17 protein-coding genes are annotated in these 18,310 nt (G+C 69.3%); 7 read left to right on the top strand and 10 right to left on the bottom strand.

Features of this window, described 5'->3' with window-relative positions; translation table 11 throughout:
• Positions 1-12: 12 nt before the first annotated feature.
• From fmdA to OP79_RS07420, 3 genes are all read right to left on the bottom strand, one after another.
• The gene (gene fmdA, locus OP79_RS07430; RefSeq protein ID WP_033319211.1) at positions 13-1,260 is read right to left on the bottom strand and encodes a formamidase; all 1,248 of its coding nucleotides are present in this window, start codon (positions 1,258-1,260) and stop codon (positions 13-15) included.
• Positions 1,261-1,311: 51 nt separating this feature from the next.
• Positions 1,312-1,593, bottom strand: a complete 282-nt coding sequence (locus tag OP79_RS07425; RefSeq protein WP_033319210.1) for an FmdB family zinc ribbon protein — start codon at positions 1,591-1,593, stop codon at positions 1,312-1,314.
• A 115-nt stretch (positions 1,594-1,708) separates the two neighbouring features.
• The gene (locus OP79_RS07420) at positions 1,709-2,809 is read right to left on the bottom strand and encodes a substrate-binding domain-containing protein (protein ID WP_051744474.1); all 1,101 of its coding nucleotides are present in this window, start codon (positions 2,807-2,809) and stop codon (positions 1,709-1,711) included.
• Positions 2,810-2,968: 159 nt separating this feature from the next.
• On the opposite strand from OP79_RS07420, the gene OP79_RS07415 reads away from it, so the two are divergent.
• Entirely contained in the window at positions 2,969-3,412 is a 444-nt protein-coding gene (locus tag OP79_RS07415; protein WP_033319209.1) for a MarR family winged helix-turn-helix transcriptional regulator, read from the top strand.
• Between the two features lie 78 nt (positions 3,413-3,490).
• Here OP79_RS07415 and OP79_RS07410 read toward each other — a convergent pair whose 3' ends face one another.
• On the bottom strand, positions 3,491-4,426 hold the full coding sequence (locus OP79_RS07410; RefSeq protein ID WP_033319208.1) for a LysR family transcriptional regulator: 936 nt from the start codon (positions 4,424-4,426) through the stop codon (positions 3,491-3,493).
• A 358-nt stretch (positions 4,427-4,784) separates the two neighbouring features.
• Here OP79_RS07410 and OP79_RS07405 point away from each other — a divergent pair, with 358 nt between their 5' ends.
• Complete coding sequence (locus OP79_RS07405) at positions 4,785-6,032, top strand: MFS transporter (RefSeq protein WP_033319207.1); 1,248 nt, start codon at positions 4,785-4,787, stop codon at positions 6,030-6,032.
• Between the two features lie 177 nt (positions 6,033-6,209).
• Complete coding sequence (locus OP79_RS07400) at positions 6,210-6,977, top strand: NPP1 family protein (RefSeq protein ID WP_033319206.1); 768 nt, start codon at positions 6,210-6,212, stop codon at positions 6,975-6,977.
• Between the two features lie 55 nt (positions 6,978-7,032).
• On the opposite strand, the gene OP79_RS07395 is transcribed toward OP79_RS07400, so the two are convergent.
• Positions 7,033-7,725, bottom strand: a complete 693-nt coding sequence (locus OP79_RS07395) for a hypothetical protein (RefSeq protein ID WP_033319205.1) — start codon at positions 7,723-7,725, stop codon at positions 7,033-7,035.
• A 212-nt stretch (positions 7,726-7,937) separates the two neighbouring features.
• On the opposite strand from OP79_RS07395, the gene OP79_RS07390 reads away from it, so the two are divergent.
• Positions 7,938-8,567, top strand: a complete 630-nt coding sequence (locus tag OP79_RS07390; RefSeq protein WP_033319204.1) for an NADPH-dependent F420 reductase — start codon at positions 7,938-7,940, stop codon at positions 8,565-8,567.
• An 83-nt stretch (positions 8,568-8,650) separates the two neighbouring features.
• Here OP79_RS07390 and OP79_RS07385 read toward each other — a convergent pair whose 3' ends face one another.
• Positions 8,651-10,015 carry an FAD-dependent oxidoreductase gene (locus OP79_RS07385; protein ID WP_033319203.1) on the bottom strand — a complete coding sequence of 455 codons (1,365 nt, stop codon included), beginning with the start codon at positions 10,013-10,015 and terminating at the stop codon, positions 8,651-8,653.
• A 127-nt stretch (positions 10,016-10,142) separates the two neighbouring features.
• Positions 10,143-11,027: a Gfo/Idh/MocA family protein gene (locus OP79_RS07380; RefSeq protein WP_033319202.1), complete on the bottom strand. Its 885-nt coding sequence runs from the start codon at positions 11,025-11,027 to the stop codon at positions 10,143-10,145.
• 218 nt (positions 11,028-11,245) lie between these two features.
• Between OP79_RS07380 and OP79_RS07375 the strand changes: the two genes are divergently transcribed.
• The gene (locus OP79_RS07375; protein WP_033319201.1) at positions 11,246-11,815 is read left to right on the top strand and encodes a TetR/AcrR family transcriptional regulator; all 570 of its coding nucleotides are present in this window, start codon (positions 11,246-11,248) and stop codon (positions 11,813-11,815) included.
• A 71-nt stretch (positions 11,816-11,886) separates the two neighbouring features.
• Positions 11,887-13,071 carry a GDSL-type esterase/lipase family protein gene (locus OP79_RS07370; protein ID WP_033319200.1) on the top strand — a complete coding sequence of 395 codons (1,185 nt, stop codon included), beginning with the start codon at positions 11,887-11,889 and terminating at the stop codon, positions 13,069-13,071.
• Positions 13,072-13,089: 18 nt separating this feature from the next.
• On the opposite strand, the gene OP79_RS07365 is transcribed toward OP79_RS07370, so the two are convergent.
• Positions 13,090-13,971, bottom strand: coding sequence for a class I SAM-dependent methyltransferase (locus tag OP79_RS07365; RefSeq protein ID WP_051744473.1), 882 nt, complete (start codon positions 13,969-13,971; stop codon positions 13,090-13,092).
• Between the two features lie 228 nt (positions 13,972-14,199).
• On the opposite strand from OP79_RS07365, the gene OP79_RS07360 reads away from it, so the two are divergent.
• Complete coding sequence (locus tag OP79_RS07360; protein ID WP_033319199.1) at positions 14,200-16,215, top strand: DUF1996 domain-containing protein; 2,016 nt, start codon at positions 14,200-14,202, stop codon at positions 16,213-16,215.
• A 140-nt stretch (positions 16,216-16,355) separates the two neighbouring features.
• Here the strand turns inward: OP79_RS07360 and OP79_RS07355 are convergent, their stop codons facing one another.
• Together OP79_RS07355 and OP79_RS50365 are read right to left on the bottom strand one after the other, a co-directional pair.
• A complete protein-coding gene (locus OP79_RS07355; RefSeq protein ID WP_033319198.1) occupies positions 16,356-17,183 on the bottom strand; it encodes an intradiol ring-cleavage dioxygenase in 828 nt (275 codons plus the stop codon).
• Between the two features lie 439 nt (positions 17,184-17,622).
• Positions 17,623-18,264, bottom strand: a complete 642-nt coding sequence (locus tag OP79_RS50365) for a TetR/AcrR family transcriptional regulator (RefSeq protein WP_051744472.1) — start codon at positions 18,262-18,264, stop codon at positions 17,623-17,625.
• Positions 18,265-18,310 lie beyond the last annotated feature (46 nt).

Below are 18,310 nucleotides of genomic sequence, written 5' to 3'. Positions count from 1 at the left end.
CTTTCGGGACGTTCAGGAGGTGACGGCGCACTGGCCGCGGTCGGCTTTTCTCGGGCCCTCGGCCGTCGGCCGGATGTCGAAGTCGAAGATCGCCGTGGGGAGGTAGAGGGTGCTGCACGCGTTGGGGATGTCCACGACGCCGCTGAGCCGGCCCTCGATCGGGGCCGAGCCGAGCAGCAGGTAGGCCTGCTCGCCGCTGTAGCCGAAGGACATGAGGTAGTCGACGGCGTTGAGACAGGCGTTGCGGTACGCCATCGTCGCGTCGAGGTAGTGGTTGGTGTCGGTCTCGTGGTCGACGGAGATGCCGACGAACGAGATGAACTCGGTGTACTGGGGCGCGACGTTGCCGGGCATGAAGATCGGGTTGGTCGTGACCCCGTACTTCTCCATGCCGCCCTTGATCAGGTCGACGTGCAGGTCGATGAAGCCGCCCATCTCGATGGCGCCGCAGAAGGTGATCTCGCCGTCGCCCTGGCTGAAGTGCAGGTCGCCGCCGGAGAGCAGGGCGCCGGGGACGAGGACGGGGTAGAAGACCCGTGAGCCGCGGGTGAAGTTCTTGATGTCGTGGTTGCCGCCGTTCTCCCGGGCCGGGACCGTACGGGCGCCTTCGGCGGCGATACGGGAGGCGGTCTCGCCGTCCGCCGTGCCGGCCAGCGAGTTGTCGGCGAGCGGAGGCAGCGCGAGCGCCGGAACCCGGTGCGGGTCGGTGTCGATGAGGGCCTGCTCGCGGGCGTTCCAGCGGGCCAGCAACTCGGCGGACGGCGCGGTGCCGAACAGGCCGGGGTGGGTGATGCCGGTGTAGCGGACGCCGGGGATGTGCCGGGAGGTGGCCTGCTGGCCGTGGAAGTCCCAGACGGCCTTGTACGAGTCGGGGAAGCGGTCGGTGAGGAAGCCGCCGCCGTTGTTCTTGGCGAAGACGCCGGTGTAGCCCCAGCCTTGCCCGGAGCCTTCTCCTTCCGACTGCGGTACGGGGCCCAGGTCGAGGATGTCCACGACGAGCAGGTCGCCGGGCTCGGCGCCCTCCACCGCGATGGGGCCGCTGAGCATGTGGGCGTGGGTGAGGTCGACGTCACGGACGTCGTTGGCCGAGTCGTTGTTGCCGATCTGGTTGTCGGTCCAGTCCCGGCACTCGATACGGAAGTCCGAGCCCGGCTTCACGGTGACGGCGGGCGGGATGTCGGGGTGCCAGCGGTTGTGGCCGGGGACCTTCTGGTCTCGCATGGACATGGCTTGGTCGACGCTGAAGACGACTTCGGGCATGGGCTGCCTCCAAGGACGGGGGAATCCAGGGGGATCGGGGATCCTGGGGGATCAGGGCTTGGGCAACTGGGTGTGCCGGGGGTCGGCGGGCGCAGCCGGACTGCGGCGGGCCCGGGGCACCTCGCTGACGACGCGCGGTGCGTGGGCGCTCGCCTCTTGGGCGTTCAGGGCGCGGGACAGGGGAACGGGGGTGCGGGTGAGCATCGGGGCGGTGAAGACCCTGCGAGCCTGGCCTCCGCACGCGTCGCAGGGTTCTTCGGGGAGGGCGCTGCCCATCGGACGGATCACGTCGAAGGTGCCGCAGCCCGAGCAGCGGTATTGATACGTGGCCATGGACGACCAGCCTCCAAAAGCTTCGAGAAAAAAGTATTTCCAGCCGAAGCAATTGGGCAAGAGGGCGGCGCGTTACGTGCGTGTAAAAGAAAGGCCCACCACGGGGAGGGGGCGGCTACGGCAGCTGCTGGAGCACGTCCCACTGCAGCCCGTCGGCCGCGGCGAGGAACACCCGCTGCTTCAGATGACGGTCCCTGATCTGCACGGTGCCGCGCGGAGTCTCGTACTCGAGGCCCTCGGCGGTCGCCTGAATGCGGTCCATGTCCGTGGTGCCGGCGCGGCGCAGCAGTTCGGTGAGCATGCGGACGCCCTCGTAGCAGGATTCGCCGAGGCTGTTGAGCACCGGCGCCCGGGGCCCGAACCGGCGGAAGTACGCGGCGGCGAAGTCAAGGCCGTAGGCGGTGGGTAGGTCCTCGAAGTAACCGGCCGAAGTCATCAGCCCCCGGGTGTTCTCGGGCCCGGTCGCCAGGAGCACGTTCTCCTCGATCAGGGAGCTGAACCTGATGTGGTCGCGGTCGAGCCCGGCGGCGGTGAACGCGCGGTTGAACAGTACGGCGTCGTCGCCGATCAGCAGCATGAGGACGGCCTCGCAGTCGCTGGCCGTGACCCGGGCGAGGACCTGGCCGAAGTCCTTCGTGCCGAGTGGCACGTACATCTCGTCGCAGACCTCGCCGCCGAGTTCGCGCAGATAGCGGTGGGCGGCGCGGGCGGAGGAGCGGGGCCAGACGTAGTCGTCGCCGACGATCGTCCACCGCCGGATGCCGAGTTCGCCGGCGAACCACTGCAAGGCGGGCCGCAGTTGGCGGTTCGGGGTCTCACCGGTGAGGAATACGCCGGGGGACCGCTCGCCGCCCTCGTACAACGCGGTGTAGACGTACGGCACCCGGCCGTCGATGCGCGGGGCTACGACCTCCCGGACGGCGGAGATGTGCCAGCCGGCCACCGCGTCGACGACGCCGCCGGAGATCAGCGCGTCGATCTCGGTGGCCACCTGCTCGCGCGGCGCCCCGCCGTCGACGAGTACGAGCCGCAGCTCCTTGCCCAGTACTCCCGATTCGGCGTTGACCTCCTCGGCCGCGAGCCGGGCGCAGCACTCGCAGGACGGGCCGAAGATTCCGGCCGGGCCCTGGAGCGGGATCACGAGGGCGACATTCAGCGCGTCCCGGGTCCGGGGGCCTGCCGGAGTGCCGAGCCGGACAGACGCCTTCTCGATCATAGGCGCTCACACTAGCGATTGGTTGCTACGAGAATATTTCGCGGCGATAAGGATATGACTGTATCGTGGAATCACTCCATGCGATCCGGCCGGTCTGCCGTGCGCTGACGATCGGTCACCATGGCGCCGCAACGACACCGACGAAGCTTTGGCAGGGCGATGACGACGACCCCGGCGACGGCCGTATCCGACCTCGACTTCGCGCGGGCGCTCACGCTCGTGGAGCGGAGCGTCGTATCGAGGCTCGGTGAGGCGTTGAAGGCGGAGGGTGCGACGCTCGAGGAGTGGCGCGTGCTGTCGTTCCTGGACGACGGCACCGGCCACGCGATGACGGAGATCGCCGAGTTCGCACTCCTGTCGGCTCCCACCCTGACCAAAGTGGTCGACCGCATGGTGTCCCTCAACCTCGTCCTGCGCCGGGTGGACGACGCGGACCGGCGACGTGTGCTGGTCTTCGCGTCCGAGCGCGGCAACGAGGCGCTCGGACGCTGGACGGCGGCGGTGGAGCAGGAACAGGAGAGCATTGTGACGGCCCTCGGTGGCGAGGAGGCGGCTCTGCTCAGGACCCTGCTGCAACGGGCGTGGAGACGTCTGGGTTCCTGAGACGACTGTTGAACTTGCCGCCTTGGCCCGGCTGTTGCGGCTCGCGTCGTTGTTGCCGCTCGGTTGACGCGGTGGTGTTCAGCGCTGCGCCCATTTCGGTGTCCACGTCTCGGCGTCGCGTTGGCCGGGCTGTGCGGATTCCAAGTAGGCGCGGAGGGCGGCCAGTTGGGGATGCGGATTGTCGCCGTGCCAGATCAGCGAGTGCGGGTAGACCGGTGTCGGGTCGTGTACCGGGATGCGCCGCAGGTCGTAGTCGGCGGGCCAGACGAATCGGGTGCCTTCGCCGACGAAGGTCGCCAGGGCCGAGGAGTCGGCGATCATGTCGAGGAGCGGCTCGAGGCCGAAGTTGGGGCCGGTCGCGTCGATGGTGAGCCCGAAGGTGAGGGCGAGTTCTTCGTAGTAGGCGGCCCATTCGGTTCCGGTGACGATGCCGGGCATCCAGATCCGGTGCCCGGCAAGCGCGGCGGGCGTGACCGCACGGGTGTCGGCGAACTCATGGGCCGGTCCGGTGAGGAGTTGGAGCGGTTCGTCGTGGACGCGGACGGCCTCGATGCCGTCGGGGAGATGCCGCGCGGGCGTCGTGACGGCGCGGAACGATGCGTCGATCGTGCCCGCCCGGACCGCGTCGATAGCCGCGTCGGCGTCCAGGAAGTGGGTCACGACATCGAGTTGGGCCTCCGGATGCGCCCGGTGGAAGTCGCGCAGCAGACCTGCCGGCGCGAGCCCCCGTCCGATCACGTCGACGCGCAACGCCCGGCGGCCAGGACGTACGGACGCGGCCGCCCGCTCCTCGGCCCGCAGCAGCTCGCGGGCATGCGGCAGGAACACCCGTCCGTCGACGGTGAGTTGAGCTCCGCGCGCGGTACGGGTGAACAGCCGCACACCGAGGTCCTTCTCCAGCACGGCGATGCGCTTGGAGACGGCTTGCTGGGTGAGGGACAGTCCGGCGGCGGCTTCCCGGAATCGGCCCGCGTCCGCGACGGCGACGAAGGTGCGTACGGCTTCTAGATCCACGCCGACCGAGCGTACGGGGACTTGTCGAAGTCCGGTGCGTACCGCGCCCCTTCAGGGGCGCGGGGCTGTATCGATGTGCGGCTCCGCCGCGATGGGGGTCCCCTGCTCTGGGGGTCCCCCCAGGCCCTTAAGGCACTGGGGGAGCAGTCGAGAGTGGGGGAGCGACCAGCCACGACGAAGCCGCAGCTTCGAACCACCCTCCCAGCGGAGCGCACAGCGTACCGACCTCGCAGCACAACGCCCAGTTGTGCCTCCCTGGCCGAGCGGTTGTTTGACCGCTCGGCCCCCGCTCGCTTGGATCTCGCTGATCAAGGTGAGGTTGTTCCGGCGAGGCAGCGGGGGTGCGCTGGACATGGCGATGGGGCTGGGACGCTCGCTGGGGCGGCAGTTCGGGTGGCTCTGGGCGGCGTACGCGACCAGTACGTTCGGTACGCGGCTGGCGTTCGACGCGTTCCCCCTGATCGCGATTCTCGTGTTGCACGCCGGGCCGACGGAGGTGGCGGTGCTGGCGGCCGCAGGTCTTGCGGTGGGGGCTGTGGTCGCGGTGCCGCTCGGCCCCTGGGTGGAGTTCCGCCGCAAGCGCCCTGTGATGATCGCGATGGACCTGATCCGGTTCGCGGCACTGATGAGCGTCCCGGCCGCCTACGCGCTCGGCCGGCTCGACTTCGTCCAGCTCGTGATCGTGTCGGTCCTCGTCGCCGCGGCCGACATCACCTTCACCGCGGCGAGCGGCGCCTGCCTCAAGGCACTCGTACCGCCGGAGGACCTGATCGTCGCGAACGGACGGTTCGAGTCCACGAACTGGACCGCCACGGTGCTCGGACCGCCGCTCGGCGGGGCCGCGATCGGGCTGTTCGGCCCGGTGATGACCGTGGTGGCCGACGCGGTCAGCTTCCTGCTCTCGGCCATGGGCATCCGCGCGATCGGCGGCACGGAGCCGCGCCCCGTGCGAACCGCCGCACCGGCCCGACTCAGAGCCGGCGACCTGCTCGAAGGGTGGCGGTACATCCTGGCCCACCGGGCGCTGCGCCCGCTGTTCTTCAACACGATCCTCGTCAGCGGCCTGATCATGGCGACCTCGCCGCCGCTCGCCGTCCTCATGCTCGGCGACCTCGGATTCGCGCCATGGCAGTACGGCCTCGCCTTCGCCGTGCCTTGCGTCGGCGGTCTGATCGGCTCACGACTGGCCCGTCGGCTCGTCGCGCGGTTCGGGCGGCACAGGGTCATGCTCACCGCCGGGACGCTGCGCGCGTGCTGGTTGCTCGGGCTGGCCTTCGTCCGCCCCGGCACCGCCGGACTCGTGCTCGTCATCGCCGTCGAATTCGGGCTGATCACCAGCATGGGTGTGTTCAACCCGGTGTATGCCACCTACCGGCTCGAACAGACGGCGACGGACCGGATCGCCCGCACCCTGTCCGCGTGGTCGATCACCAGCAAACTCACCGTCGCGGCCCTGACCGCCCTGTGGGGCCTGCTGGCCGGCCTCACCGGCCCCCGCACCGCGATCGCGATCGCCGGCCTCCTCATTCTCACAACCCCGCTGCTCTTGCCTCGGCATGACGACGCGTCAGGACACAAACGGGAAGGTGCCGGGAGCCGCACTTGATCCGCCGCAACGCGTAGGCGGCCGACTCGGCCCGTCAACTCCCAGGTATTGGCGGGCGCTTCATCGTTACAACACCTCTCAGAGATCACGTGTCAATGCGCATCCAGATGACTGTTCTGGGCATGTCAAGCGTGCCATCATGCGCACCCCCGCACCGTGGTTGATCAGGAGGACGCGTTGAAGACGAGTTCACGGATCCGCAGAGCAACTCTCATACTCGGCAGCGCCGTTGCGCTGGTCGTCGCCTTCCCCGGCACTGCTCTCGCGGCCCCGCCGCGGTCCTTGCCCGCCAACGCGGAAGCACTGGAGCAGACGTTCCAGCCGACGTACGACTACGACACGGACGGCTGCTACTCCACGCCCGCCATCGGCCCCGACGGCACCCTCAACGGCGGCCTCAACCCGACCGGATCCCTCAGCGGCGAGTGCCGCGACGCCTCGGACCTGGACAACACCAACGGGTACTCCCGCTACAAGTGCAACAACGGCTGGTGCGCCATCATGTACGGCCTGTACTTCGAGAAGGACCAGGCCGTGGCCGGCAGCAGTCTCGGCGGACACCGCCACGACTGGGAGCACGTCGTGCTGTGGGTGCAGAACAACCAGGCGATGTACGTGTCCACTTCGGCCCACGGCGGCTTCAGCGTGTACGGCCGTGACCAGATCCGCTGGGACGGGAACCACCCCAAGATCGTGTACCACAAGGACGGCGTCAGCACCCACGCCTTCCGCCCCGCGACATCGGGCGACGAGCTGCCGGAGAACCACAAGGGCAGCTGGCAGTACCCCCCGCTGGTCGGCTGGAACGGCTACCCCGCGGGTGTGCGCGACAGGCTGAGCCAGGCCAACTTCGGCAGCGCCAACTTCGGCCTCAAGGACGGCAGTTTCAACAACCACCTCGCCGCAGCCAAGCCGGCCGGCATCGCCTTCGACCCCAACGCCTGACGTACGGCGCCCGGGGGCGCCGCCGCACACCGCAGCGCAGACGACGGCCCGTCAGTCAGTCCCCGGCGGGCTGTGTTTCGGTCTGTGTCGGCGCCGTCGGCGCCGTCGGCGCCGTCGGCTCCGACGGCGCCGGTGCGTCCGGGGCGGTGTAGAAGACGGACGAGCCCTGCTTCGTACGCTGGGCCTGGCTCTTGGCCACGAGTCCTTCGACCGTCGTGCGTACGACGGTGGTCTTGATACGACGTTCTGGGTGGGCCTCGCCGAGCGCGGTGGCGATCTCCGCCGCGGAGCGTGGTTCGCTCTGTTCGCGGAGGTGACGGCGGATGAGTTCAACGAGGGTGGGCTGGACGGACGTTGGGGTCTCGGCCTTGGCTGTGGGCTTCTTGTCCGCCTGCTTCTTGGCTGCCGGCTTGGCCGCTGTCCTGTCGCTCTGTGCGGTGGCGGCCTTCTTCGCGCGGGCCCGCTTGCCGGTGCCCGACTCGGTCGTGGACTTGGGCCTCTTCTGCCGGGTAGGAGAGGGCGTCGCGGCGTCTTCGGGCGCGGGCTGAGTGGGCGCGTCCGCACCCAGCGCCTGCTGCATGTTCACCAGCACGCTGTGGTCGTGCTGCAGGGCGAGCAGCTGCTCCTGCAATGCGCTGATCTCCGCGCGCACGCGTTCCTGTTCCTTGGCATTGCGGTCGAGGTCGCCGACCACCTGGGCGATGTACTGCGACGTGAGCTCAGTGGCTGGGGGAGTGCTCTCAGTCATGGTGCTGACCTTCCTCGGTCCTTGGTCCTTCGCGAGCCGCATCTGCTGCGGGGCGCACCGGCGTAGAGATGGTACGTACAGATGGAGCCGGTTGTTCCCCGCGAGTGACGGCAGGCTGACGTCAGACGTGGTAGGCCTACGTCCCTGGTACCGGTCCTGCCTGGGCCCACAGCCCGATCCGCCGGGACTGGGCCGCGTTTTAGCGTCACAGCATGCGTATCGGAATTCTGGGCACGGGCAATGTCGGCCGAGCACTGGCAGCGGGCTGGTCCGCGGCGGGGCACGAGGTCGTACTCGGGTCGCGTCGGCCGAAGGAGCGTACAGATCTGGGCTTCGCCGTCGCCGGTCTGGGGGAAGCGGCCACATATGCGGAAGTGGTGGTCAACGCGACCCCGGGGACGGCATCACTGGACGTACTGACCACGATCGGAGCGGCGGCGCTGGCCGGGAAGACACTCGTCGACGTCGGTGTCGGCCTCTCCGACGACTTCACGGAGCTGTCCCACCCCAACAGCAGTCTGAGCGAGCAGATTCAAGAAGCGTTTCCCGAGACCCTGGTGGTCAAGACGCTGTGCACCATGGACGCGTCCGCGATGACCGACCCCGGTGGCCTGGACGGCCCGAGTACCGTCTTCCTGTCCGGCAACAGCGCCGCGGCCAAGCAGACCACGGCCAGGCTGCTCGGCGACCTGGGCTGGCCTCCGGCCTCGCAGCTGGACATCGGCGGCATCACCACCGCACGCGGCCAGGAGCACTTCGCCCTGCTCTTCATGGGAATCGCGGGCGGCCTGGGCACCCACACCTTCAACATCAACGTCGTCAGCCGCTCATCGGCGGTGTGACACCACCGCCCGGCACACAAAACGCCGCGCGGCCGGGCCGCACCCCTGCATACGGGGAACGGCCCGGCCGCGCGGCCTGAGCGCTACGCGCCGCTCGCCCTGAGCATGTCCTCACGCTCGACGATCTTCACGCGCTCCCGGCCCTCGGGCTCACCCAGCGCCTTCTCCGCGGTGTCCAGCCGGTACCAGCCGTCCCACGTCGTGAAGCGGACGTTCCGTTCGCCGAGGAACGTGTCCACAGCCTCCGGAGCGGGCGAAGTGGGCGTGTGCAGACGGCCGTTCGCGTGGTCGTCCAGCAGGTTGGCGACCGTCTCGTTGGCGTCGCCCTTGGTGTGACCGATCAGGCCCACGGGACCGCGCCGGATCCAGCCCGTGACGTACGTCGACTGCAGGTGCGCGCCGGTGTCCTCGATCACCCGGCCGCCGTTGTCCGGCACCGTGCCCGACTCGACGTCCCAGGGCAGCTTGGGCAGCTTGTCGGAGAGGTAACCCACCGCGCGGTAGACCGCGGTGACGTCCCAGTCCTTGAACTCGCCGGTGCCCTTGACGTTGCCGGTGCCGTCGAGGACAGTGCGCTCGGTGCGCAGGCCGACGACGTTGCCGTCCTCGCCGAGGATCTCGGTCGGCGACTCGAAGAAGTGCAGGAACAGTTTGTGCGGGCGGTCGCCGACATCGCGGATCGCCCAGTTCTCCAGCGTCTTGGCAACCATGTCGGCCTGCTTGTTGCCGCGCCGGGTCTCGATCGATCCCTCGTCGTAGTCGATGTCCTCGGGGTCGACGATCACCTCGATGTTGGGGGAGTGGTCCAGCTCCCGCAGCTCCATCGGGCTGAACTTCGCCTGCGCCGGTCCACGGCGGCCGAAGACGTGGATCTCGCGAGCCTGGTTGACCTTCAGGCCCTCGTGGACGTTCGGCGGGATCTCGGTCGACAGCAGCTCCTCGGCCGTCTTGGCCAGGATGCGCGCCACGTCGAGTGCCACATTGCCGACGCCGAGTACGGCGACCTTCTCCGCCTCGAGCGGCCAGGTCCGCGGGACGTCCGGGTGGCCGTCGTACCAGGAGACGAAGTCCGCCGCGCCGTACGAGCCGTCGAGGTGGATGCCGGGTATGTCGAGCGCCCGGTCGGCCGTCGCGCCGGTGGAGAAGACGACGGCGTCGTAGAAGGCGCGCAGATCGTCCAGGCTGATGTCGCGCGGGTAGTCGACGTTGCCGAAGAGACGGACCTGCGGCTTGTCGAGCACCTGGTGCAGGGCCTTGACGATGCCCTTGATGCGGGGATGGTCGGGAGCCACGCCGTAACGGATCAGGCCGAACGGGGCGGGCATCCGCTCGAAGAGATCGATGGACACGCCGGGTTCGGCGGCCACTTCGGACTTCAGCAGCGCGTCGGCGGCGTAGATCCCGGCGGGGCCGGCTCCGACAATGGCTACCCGCAGGGGGCGGGACATGATCAGGTTCCCTTCGAGTGGTGAACAGGCAACTCGTCGGCAACCCTAAACTAAGGCAAACCTTACTTGGTACGAGGGTCCGGCCTATGACCTCATAAAGCAGCCTTATGAGAAACGGGGAATCCCGTCAGTGCGGCTCTGTCAGCTGGGCCTCGGCCGCAACCAGGATCTCCGTCACCCGCAGGCCGAAGGTGGCGTCGCACGGGTGCGGACGGCCGGTGCGGGCAGCGGCGAGGAGGGCGTCGGCGGCCCGGATCAGAGCCTGGACCGGTCCTTCGGCGGACGAGGGCAGAACGGCCGCTCCCGCCTTGCCGCGCAGTTCGACCGTGGCGCCGGCAGCCGCGGGCGGAGCGGTGAGGCTGAGAGTCAGGGTGCTCGACGCCCCGCCGATGTGCTGAAGGATCAGGTGGACGGTGTCCTTCGGGCCGCGTGCGGCGGCCGCCACCCGCTCGACGTCGCCGAGAACCGGCAGCAGTACGGACAGGGCGTGCGGGCCGACGTCCCACAGGCCCCCCTTCTCCCGTCGCCACGGCGAGTCGGCGAACGGACTGTCGCCGGAGAACACCGAACCGAGCCACTCCGCGCGTCCCGTGAACCACCCGTCCAGAGCGGCCTGTTCGGTGATCCAGGCCTCAGTGGTGTTCTGGAAACGGGCCGTGAAGAAGACGACCGAGGCGACACCGGCCTCCCCGGTCGCCTCGACGACCGCCCGCCCCTCCTCGACGCTCGCCGCGAGGGGCTTGTCGAGCAGCAGATGGCAGTTCGCCCGCGCCGCCCGCGCCGCGAGCGGGGCCTGAACGGAGGGAGGCAGGGCGATCGCCACGGCGTCCACCTCGGCGAGCAGGGCGTCGACGTCCTCGTACGCGCGTGTCCCGTGCCGTTCGGCCAGTGCCTCGGCCGCGTCCATGCGCCTGCCCCACACGCCCACGAAGTCCAGTTCGCGGTGCTCGCTCAAGGCGGGGGCATGGGCCATCTCGGCCCACGGTCCTGTACCGAGCAGTCCGATGCGCATGCCGCCGCCTCTTCTCGTGCCGTGCCATGGGGCGACCGGTGCAGGTTGTCGTCCGGCCGCCTGTGTGCGCTGAGCCTTTCACGCAAGCCCCGAGGGTGCGCAACCAGCCGTCGTCCCAGGCCGGGCTGCCCTCAGTAGGTGTCTCTCGCGGTAGTCACGTAATTTGCCTAAAAGTATTAGGCAGGCGCATGATTGATTATGCCGAATGGGAGGAAGGCATGGCACGCGTAGGACTGACAACGGAACGCCTGACCCGGGCAGGAGCCGAACTGGCCGACGAGGTCGGCTTCGACCAGGTGACCGTCTCCGCGCTCGCCAGGCGGTTCGATGTCAAGGTCGCGAGCCTGTACTCGCACCTGAAGAACTCCCAGGATCTCAAGACCAGGATCGCCCTGCTCGCCCTGGAGGAACTCGCCGACCGGGCCGCCGACGCCCTGGCCGGACGGGCCGGCAAGGACGCCCTCGCGGCCTTCGCGAACGTCTACCGCGACTACGCCAGGGAGCACCCCGGCCGTTACGCCGCGGCCCAGTTCAGACTCGACCCTCAGACGGCGGCCGCCAGCGCCGGCGGCAGACACGCGCAGATGACACGGGCGATCCTGCGCGGCTACGACCTGACGGAACCGGACCAGACCCACGCGGTCCGGCTGCTGGGCAGCGTCTTCCACGGCTACGTCAGCCTGGAGTTGGCCGGCGGCTTCAGCCACAGCGCCCCCGACTCACAGGAATCCTGGTCACGAATCCTGGACGCCCTCGACGCGCTGCTGCGGAACTGGCCCGGGCCCTGAAGTACCGGGCGGAGACCGCGCCACGCGGCACATCCAAGCAACCTGACCATGCCGATCAACAGGCGGAGGCCATGCACACCCACCACAACTGGACCACCACGCCCATCACTTCGGACCTCCTCCGCGGCGCCCTCGACCTGGAGCACACCACCCACGGCGTACTGCCGCACCGCCTGCCCGCCCGAGCCCGCGCCCAGTGCACCGACCCGCAGCTCGCCATGGTGGAGTCCCAGCCCTCCGGCGTACGACTGCTCTTCCGCACCCGTGCCACCACCGTCGAAATGGACACGCTGCCCACCAAACGGACCTACGTAGGTGCCCCGCCCCGCCCGGACGGCATATACGACCTGCTCGTCGACGGCCGTCTGACCAGCCAGGCCACCGTGACCGGCGGCAACACCGTGACGATCGACCTGACCACCGGAACCGCCGAGCACCAGCCAGGCCCGCCCGGCACCCTGAGCTTCACCGACCTGCCCGACGGCATCAAGGACATCGAGATCTGGCTGCCGCACAACGAGACCACCGAACTGGTCGCCCTGCGCACCGACGCTCCTGTCGAGCCCATCGCGGACCGGGGCCGCAAAGTCTGGCTGCACCACGGCAGTTCGATCAGCCACGGCTCCGACGCCGCGAGCCCCACCACCATCTGGCCCGCACTGGCCGCCTCGCTCGGCGGCGTGGAACTGATCAACCTCGGCCTGGGCGGCAGCGCCCTGCTCGACCCCTTCACCGCCCGCGCGATACGGGACACCCCCGCCGACCTGATCAGCCTCAAGCTCGGCATCAACCTGGTCAACGCCGACCTGATGCGCCTGCGCGCCTTCACCCCCGCCGTGCACGGATTCCTCGACACCATCCGCGAGGGCCACCCCACCGCACCGCTGCTGGTCGTCTCGCCCATCCTGTGCCCCATCCACGAGGACACGCCGGGCCCCGGCGCCTTCGACTTCAGCGCGCTCGCCGCCGGAGAGCTGCGCTTTCGGGCCACCGGCGACCCCGCCGAGCGTGCCACCGGAAAACTGACGCTGGGCGTCATCCGGGAAGAGCTGTCCCGCATCGTGCGCCAGCGGTCCGCCGACGACCCCCACCTGCACTACCTCGACGGCCGCGACCTCTACGGCGAAACCGACTTCGCCGAACTGCCCCTGCCCGACGAACTCCACCCGGACGCCGCCACCCACCGCCGCATCGGCGAACGCTTCGCCGAGCGGGCCTTCACCACGGGCGGCCCCTTCACCGACCACAGCGCGTGAAGCACGTACTCCGGGACCTCACGGGCGTACGGCGGTGACGAGCCAGTAACGGCCCGTCAGCCGTACGCCACTGTCGTCCTGATACGCGCCGAAGGCCTCCACCGCGGCCCGCCGGGCACGCTCCTCCGTAGCGGAATCGGCGTCCGCCTCGCGCAGCCAGTGCCGCAGCGGCCCGAAGCCGAAGAGGAACCCGGCCGCGTCGTCGGCGTCCTTGCCCCAGTACTGCGGCACTTCGACGCCCTCGACGGTCACGTCGTCGAAGCCGGCGCCGGCCAGGATCCGCCGGGTGTGGCCGGGGTCCGCGAAGGCCTGCGGGCCCGGGCCGGTGGACTGTGACAGGTCGGGCAGCTGTACGTGCTCTCCGATCGCCGCGAAGACCGTGGACTGGCCCATGCGTGCGAACTCCTGCGGACAGACGAAGGCGAGCCGCCCGCCCGGGCGCAGGGCACGTCCGATGTTGCCGAACCCCGCGACCGGATCGGCGAAGAACATGATGCCGAAGCGGCTGACGGCCACGTCGAACGCGGCCTCCTCAAAGCCGTACACCTGCGCGTCGCCCCGTACGAACTCCACATGGCCGAGGGACTCGGCGGCGGCGCTCGCCCGCGCCCGCTCCAGCATGGGCGCCGACAGATCGATGCCCAGGGCGTACGCGGCGCGGTCGGCAGCCAGGCGGGTGACGCGGCCGTTGCCGCAGCCGATGTCGAGAACGCGGTCGGTCGGCGCGAGGGCCGCCGCGTCGAGGAGCGGGGTGTTGGCCCCGTCGTTGAGGGCGTCGTAGCGGTCCTGGTGGTCGGCCCAGTGCCGGCCCTCGTAACCGTTCCAGGCCGCGGCCTGCTGGGAGTTCACCACATCGTCGGGGGCGGGCGGGCCAGCCGGGATGTCCGTCGAATCCGTCATGTCTTCATGGTGACGTGTGTGCCCTGATGTAGGTCGTCCGGGTGACTGGTTTGTGAGAGGTCTCTATGAATTTGTGGGGCGTTTGAACATGGCAGGGCTCGGCTCCGTATGGGGGCAGGGGATTGTCATGCCAGGCCTCCGCCGAACCGTAGGAGTACTCCCGTGAGACGCAACACGCGAAGACGCCCAACGGGCGCACGACGCACGACCTTTGCGGCGGTCGCGCTGATGCTGGGAGGAGGTGCGCTGGTAGCGGCGAACGTTTACGCCACGGCCACCGAGAGCGGCTCGGGTCAGCAGCCGGGTCAAAGTCAGGCCGACCAGGTTCTGGCTTCGGGTGCTGCCACGATCGACTGCCCGGACGTCGGCACCAAGTTGACGGCGGTGCCGGACCAGGCGAGGGCGGAGGTCGACAAGCAACTCGCCCTCCTGGACAAGCAGATCGCCGAGGCCTACCAGCGACTGCAGAACTCGGCGCAGGCCGTCCAGCAGGACGCCGGCTTCGCCGACAACGCGATCATGAATCCGCTGAAGGACAAGCGGACCGCGACGATCGACCGGATCGCGATCGCCATCGGGCGTGTGGGGGAGCGTCCGGAGGGTCTTGAATCTCTTGCCGCCTGTACGTTGCGCGCTACCGGTAACGAGGCCGGCGGCGGCGAGAACGGCGATCAGGCGGGCGACGGCCAGGACGCGGGCGACGCCAATCAGGACGAACAGGGCCAGGAGCAGGGTGAGGGCCAGGACGGCCAGGAGCAGGGTGACCAGCAGGGCGGCAACGGCGGTCAGGCCGCCAACGCGCCCGTGGCCGCGGACTTCACCGACATCAAGACCGTGCAGCCCAACGTGGCAAAGCCGCAGCAGCAGAGCAACGCCTCCCGCGGCACCTTCACCACCAGCTGTGGCGTGAACGCCAACGGCCTGTTCAACTCGGACAACGTGATCGTGGCCCCCGGCGTCACCAACGGCGCCCACCACTTCCACGACTACGTCGGCAACCAGGCCAACGACGCCTTCGCGAGCGACGAGGACTTGGCGAACGGCGACACGACGTGCGTGGACCAGGGCGACAAGTCCACGTACTACTGGCCGGTGTTGCGTCTGCAGAACGGCGTGCAGGAGCAGGACGCGAACGCGCCGGGCGGTGGCATCGAGGGCAACGTCGGTGAGATCGTCACGCCCAAGAAAGTGACCTTGGACTTCGTGGGCAACCCGCAGAGCAAGGTCACCGAGATGCCGCGACTGCTGCGCATCATCACCGGTGACGCCAAGGCGTTCGTCAACGGCACGGCGAATGCCAATGCTTCGTGGAGCTGCACCGGGTTCGAGGACCGGCAGCTGAAGGACAAGTACCCGCTCTGTCCCCAGGGCAGTGACGTGGTGCGCACCTTCAAGTTCCAGAGCTGCTGGGACGGCCGGAACATCGACAGCGCGAACCACCGCACCCACGTGGCCTTCGCCGACGCGGGCGGCAACTGCGCGAACGGCTTCCAGGCGATCCCGCAGCTGGTGCAGCGCATCGTCTACGACGTCGACGCGCCGAGCCTGAACGACGGCGGTCGTACGGTTCCGTTGTTCGCGGTGGACTCCTTCCCCGAGCAGGTGCACAAGCCGGTCACGGACCACGGCGACTTCATCAACGTCTTCGACGAGGACCTGATGGGGGAGATGGTCGACTGCATCAACGCCGGCCGGAAGTGCGGCGTGGGCGGCGACGCGGGTGCGGGCGCCGGTGAGGAGCCGCAGGACAAGCCGACGGAGAACCCTCAGGACAAGCCGACGGAGAACCCTGACGACGCGTCCGGTGGGAACGGCGGCAACGCCGGGAACGGCGGGAACGACGAGGCGGACGCCGGCAACGGTGGCAACGGCGACAACGCCGGAGACAAGGACACGCCGGAGCCGGCCACGAAGGCGCCGGACGCCGAACCGGAGGTCGGATCCGCGCCCGCCAGCCGCCCGAACCCCGAGGTCTACGCGACACCCTCGCCCACCCAGGGCGATCAGGACGTGTCACCGGCGGAGGGCTTGGACGACAGCGGCAGCGGTGGTGAAGGCGACTACTCGGACCAGGCGTCGGACGCGGGCGGGAACGATCAGGCGGCCGGTGCACAGACCGAACCGCAGGGTGGTTCCGGCTCTCTGGCCGAAACGGGTACCCAGCTGTGGCCGGCCGCGGCCGGAGCGGTGCTCGTGATCTCCGGCTTCGTGCTGTTGCGCCGTATGAGGCGCAGTTCGTACTGACGCCTCTCTCGTCGGACGACATTGGGCGGCGACCGGACCTGCATCGGCAGGCCGGTCGCCGCTTTTGTACGTGGGCGATGCGGGGCACATCCGGCCTGCGACGCCGGGTGACGTCGAGGGCTCGGCTCACGCGGTGGCGGTCAGACCGGCACCGTGAGCGTGGCTGTGTAGCCCTTGTCGACGCTGCCTTCGACCGTGGCCATCTGCTGGTCGTAGCCGTCGCTGAAGATCATGTCGCTCTCCAGGGAGAGCTGGCCCAGGTTCTGCACACTCTGTTCGTAGCCGTCGCTCGCGTACACCGTGTCGCAGACGTCCTTCGGAAAGGCGAGCTGTGAAGTCGCCGTGATGGATGTGGCGTTGGTCGCGTCGTCCAGGCTGCCGTACACCTCGAAGTGGATGTGCGGCCAGCGGCCCGGATAGCAGCCAGGGAAGACGCTGGTGAACGTGACCTGGCCCTTGGAGTCGGTCTCCTGTACGCCGCGCAGGTAGTTCTCCTCGGTGACGCCCTCGGAGTACAGCGAGTAGTTGCCGTCCCGGTCGCACTGCCAGAGGTAGACGGCCGCGCCTTCTTTCGGCGTATCGCAGCCGGAGGTGGCGTCGACGACGGTGAGGGTGATGGTCAGCGGTACGCCCTCGGCGGTGCCGTTCGCGGAGCCGAAGCTGGAGGTGATGTCCGAGCGGACGACGCCGCTTTCCTTGAGGACGTTGACGCCGTTGGACCCGTCGCCGGGGTAGGGCCCGGCCGTCTCGCCCGGGATGGTCTCGCAACTCGCCTCGGATGCCCCCGAGGAGGCCGCGGAGGACGAGGCCGAGGAGGGCGAGGAGCCGGCGGTCTCCGGCTCCTCACTGCTGCAGCCCACTACCGGGACCAGACTCACGCCGGCCAGCAGCCGGATCATCTTGCGGCGGTGAAGCGTGGGGAGGTCGAAGGAGAGACCTCTGTCGTGGTCGTGGAGTTCTTCGCTCATGAGGGCTCGCCTTTTGCTCGTCTGTGCCACCTGCTGGTTGTGCGTGACAGTAAGGCCGCTGCCTGTGAAGCGTCCACGAGCCGGCTGTGAGTGTGGCGGGCCAGGCCCGGAGCGGTTCATCTATTTCACGTTCGAGCTGGAACCTGAAGACGCCACAAAGCCGACCGCGTCTCGCGGGCGTGGTTCGTGCGGATCGGTGTGTTGGGCATCCGGGTGCTCGACGTCCTGCGGCGCCTGGGGGCTCGCTGTAGAGCGCTCTTCCAGGCGGACACCGGTCCTGCGGGCGCAGTGCGCCGGCTGTCCGCTCCCCGGCCGGGGAGCGAACGCTGCCATTTCCACGGCGGTCGGGTTGAGCGCCCATCGCCGCGCGTCCGTCGTTGCCACGCTCCCGGCCCTGCGGGCCGACTCGGGCCGGGGCTGTCCTGGCCCCGGGGCGTGCTCAGTCGTCGAACGCCGAGGCCAAAGCGTCCCGTTCGAGGCCCAGCGCGGTTTCGGTGAAGCGGGCGATGGTGCGGCGGACGTCCACGATGCCCTGGTTCACGCCGATCGAGGAGTGGACGATGACGCCGTCCAGGGCCGTGAGCAGCTGCCAGGCCAGGGCGTCGGGGTCGTGCGGGGTGAAGCGTTCCTCGCGTACGCCCCGCTCCAGGACCGCGGCCAGGCGGCTGTGGGTGACGCGCATGGCGTGGTCCACGGCCGCGTGGACCCTTGGCTTTCGGGCCGCCATGTACCAGGCGTCGAGCCACACCGTCTTGTGCGGCTCCGGGCTCTCCGAGACCCAGACGCGCAGCATGTGACGCAGTCCCTGCACCGCGTCGCCGAGTTCCTCGACCTCCTGGAACGTGCGCTCGAAGTCGGTGCTGACGGCGTGGGTGAACGCCTCAGCCTCCAGCGCCTCCACGACGTCGAAGTAGTGGTGGATCAAGCCCGGCGCACAGCCGAGCCGGGCGGCGACGCCGCGGTACGTCACGGCCGCGAGCCCCTCCTCCAGTGCGACCGCCGCGGCTGCCTCGATGATCTCCTGTCGCCGCTCGGCGGGTGCCAGACGCCGGCTCTTGGCGGTGGGCTGCGGTGCGCTCATGGGGCTCTTCCTACGTCAGCCGGTACGGCCCGTGCAAACTCCAGGT

Origin of the sequence: Streptomyces yerevanensis, from assembly GCF_000716805.1 — a bacterium.
GTDB classification, from domain to species: Bacteria; Actinomycetota; Actinomycetes; order Streptomycetales; family Streptomycetaceae; genus Streptomyces; species Streptomyces flaveus.
Note: the sequence above shows the minus strand (reverse complement) of the source record. Positions and strands in the feature narration are given on the sequence as shown.

What these genes read in the sequence shown, in the direction of transcription:
- OP79_RS07370 (WP_033319200.1), top strand. Translation starts at nt 11,887, where the DNA reads ATGCACACCCACCACAACTGGACCACCACGCCCATCACTTCGGACCTC.
- OP79_RS07355 (WP_033319198.1), bottom strand. Translation starts at nt 17,183, where the DNA reads ATGAGCGAAGAACTCCACGACCACGACAGAGGTCTCTCCTTCGACCTC.
- OP79_RS07390 (WP_033319204.1), top strand. Translation starts at nt 7,938, where the DNA reads ATGCGTATCGGAATTCTGGGCACGGGCAATGTCGGCCGAGCACTGGCA.
- OP79_RS07415 (WP_033319209.1), top strand. Translation starts at nt 2,969, where the DNA reads ATGACGACGACCCCGGCGACGGCCGTATCCGACCTCGACTTCGCGCGG.
- fmdA (WP_033319211.1), bottom strand. Translation starts at nt 1,260, where the DNA reads ATGCCCGAAGTCGTCTTCAGCGTCGACCAAGCCATGTCCATGCGAGAC.
- OP79_RS07365 (WP_051744473.1), bottom strand. Translation starts at nt 13,971, where the DNA reads ATGACGGATTCGACGGACATCCCGGCTGGCCCGCCCGCCCCCGACGAT.
- OP79_RS07385 (WP_033319203.1), bottom strand. Translation starts at nt 10,015, where the DNA reads ATGTCCCGCCCCCTGCGGGTAGCCATTGTCGGAGCCGGCCCCGCCGGG.
- OP79_RS07420 (WP_051744474.1), bottom strand. Translation starts at nt 2,809, where the DNA reads ATGATCGAGAAGGCGTCTGTCCGGCTCGGCACTCCGGCAGGCCCCCGG.
- OP79_RS07425 (WP_033319210.1), bottom strand. Translation starts at nt 1,593, where the DNA reads ATGGCCACGTATCAATACCGCTGCTCGGGCTGCGGCACCTTCGACGTG.
- OP79_RS07405 (WP_033319207.1), top strand. Translation starts at nt 4,785, where the DNA reads ATGGGGCTGGGACGCTCGCTGGGGCGGCAGTTCGGGTGGCTCTGGGCG.
- OP79_RS07375 (WP_033319201.1), top strand. Translation starts at nt 11,246, where the DNA reads ATGGCACGCGTAGGACTGACAACGGAACGCCTGACCCGGGCAGGAGCC.
- OP79_RS07380 (WP_033319202.1), bottom strand. Translation starts at nt 11,027, where the DNA reads ATGCGCATCGGACTGCTCGGTACAGGACCGTGGGCCGAGATGGCCCAT.
- OP79_RS07360 (WP_033319199.1), top strand. Translation starts at nt 14,200, where the DNA reads ATGCTGGGAGGAGGTGCGCTGGTAGCGGCGAACGTTTACGCCACGGCC.
- OP79_RS50365 (WP_051744472.1), bottom strand. Translation starts at nt 18,264, where the DNA reads ATGAGCGCACCGCAGCCCACCGCCAAGAGCCGGCGTCTGGCACCCGCC.
- OP79_RS07395 (WP_033319205.1), bottom strand. Translation starts at nt 7,725, where the DNA reads ATGACTGAGAGCACTCCCCCAGCCACTGAGCTCACGTCGCAGTACATC.